Source organism: Nodularia sp. LEGE 04288 (assembly GCF_963896525.1).
Taxonomy (GTDB): Bacteria; Cyanobacteriota; Cyanobacteriia; order Cyanobacteriales; family Nostocaceae; genus Nodularia.
Map to the genome: position 1 here is coordinate 1 of NZ_CAWQOY010000082.1, position 1,696 is coordinate 1,696.

Consider the following 1,696-nt stretch of genomic DNA (forward strand, 5'->3'; position numbering starts at 1 on the left):
CCTCTACTTAGGTCCTAAACCCACAGCACCAGCATAAACCGCGCGATCGCCTAATTGATCCTCAATCCGGAGTAAGCGATTGTATTTTGCTACCCGTTCACTGCGACACAGAGAACCAGTTTTAATTTGACCCGCACGAGTGGCTACGGCTAAATCAGCAATGGTGGTATCTTCGGTTTCACCAGAACGATGGCTAATCACTGAGCGGAAACCGTTACGGGTCGCCAAATCAATGGTTTCCAAAGTTTCAGTCAGGGAACCAATTTGATTGAGTTTAATCAAAATCGAGTTAGCGGCTTTTTGCTCAATCCCCTTTTGCAAGCGGGTAGCATTGGTCACAAACAAATCATCACCGACCAACTGCACACGGGAACCTAATTTCTGAGTTAGCAATTCCCAACTGTGCCAATCTTCCTCGTGTAAACCATCTTCAATGGACACAATGGGATATTCGTCAACCAATTGACCGAGGTAATCAATAAATTCAGCCGGGGAATGGGGTTTACCATCATAGACATACTGCCCATTTTTGTAAAACTCACTCGCCGCCACATCCAGCGCCAAAGCCACTTCTTCCCCTGGCTTGTAACCAGCTTGCTTAATAGCCGCCACCAGCAATTCCAAAGCCACTTGATTGGATTCTAGATTCGGGGCAAAACCACCTTCATCACCCACACCAGTGAGTAAACCCTTTTCATCCAACACCTTGCTGAGAGTCGCAAAGACTTCCGCACCCCAGCGCAAAGCTTCCTTAAAAGAAGGCGCGCCCACGGGGACAATCATAAACTCTTGAAAATCCACGTTATTAGAAGCGTGTGCGCCACCGTTAATCACATTCATCAACGGCACTGGTAACAAATTCGCTAAAGGGCCACCCAAGTAGCGATAGAGGGGAATATCCAAAGATTCCGCCCCCGCTTTGGCTGCTGCGAGAGAAACTGCCAAGATTGCATTTGCACCCAAATTAGATTTATTCCCAGAACCATCCAGGGCAATCATTGTCCGGTCTAACAGTTCTTGGCTGAGGGCATCCAAGCCTAATAACTTCGGGGCAAGTACCTGATTCACGTTCTGCACCGCCTTGAGTACCCCTTTACCCCCGTAACGGCTTTTGTCGTCATCCCGGAGTTCATGCGCCTCAAAAGTGCCTGTAGATGCACCACTGGGAACCTGTGCTAGCCCCATCACACCATTAGCTAAATGCACTTCTGCTTCTACTGTTGGTTTCCCCCGCGAGTCCAAAATTTCACGGGCAACAATTGCTTCAATGGCAGTATCTAGAATGTTACTCATCTGTACTTTCTCCTTTATTTGAGTAAGTTTCCGCTATTAATTACTACTGAAGGTTTAACAGTCACCTGGAATTGGCTCACTTTTGACTGCCAAGGTAGCGTTAAACTACCCCAATCGTTAGCATAGGCGTTGAAGGGACTCTGTAGGCTGAGATTAAACAAGATTTCCATTATTGGTCATTCGTCATGAGGAATTTCCGCAAAATTGTAGGGTGGGTTAGCGACAGCGTAACCCACCGTTATCCATGAAATCTATGGTGAGTTACTAAAGTCCTAACCCCTACAAATTGGAGATTTTTGTATTTGCAAGCCCCTTGGTCATTAGTTATTAGTCATTGGTCACATTGGGAAGTCACAATTTTTCCCCCCTGCTCCCTGCTCCCTGCACCCCTGCTTCTTCCCCC

2 protein-coding genes are annotated in these 1,696 nt (G+C 47.1%); both read right to left on the minus strand.

The features are described 5' to 3' along the window. Window positions 1–3: 3 nt before the first annotated feature. Complete coding sequence (eno, locus tag AACX33_RS05815) at window positions 4–1,293, minus strand: phosphopyruvate hydratase (protein WP_194002756.1); 1,290 nt, start codon at window positions 1,291–1,293, stop codon at window positions 4–6. A gap of 14 nt (window positions 1,294–1,307) precedes the next feature. After that, entirely contained in the window at window positions 1,308–1,463 is a 156-nt protein-coding gene (locus tag AACX33_RS05820; RefSeq protein WP_194002754.1) for a hypothetical protein, read from the minus strand. Window positions 1,464–1,696 lie beyond the last annotated feature (233 nt).

Coding starts and splice junctions, on each gene's coding strand:
- eno (WP_194002756.1), bottom strand. CDS start 1,293: ATGAGTAACATTCTAGATACTGCCATTGAAGCAATTGTTGCCCGTGAA.
- AACX33_RS05820 (WP_194002754.1), bottom strand. CDS start 1,463: ATGGAAATCTTGTTTAATCTCAGCCTACAGAGTCCCTTCAACGCCTAT.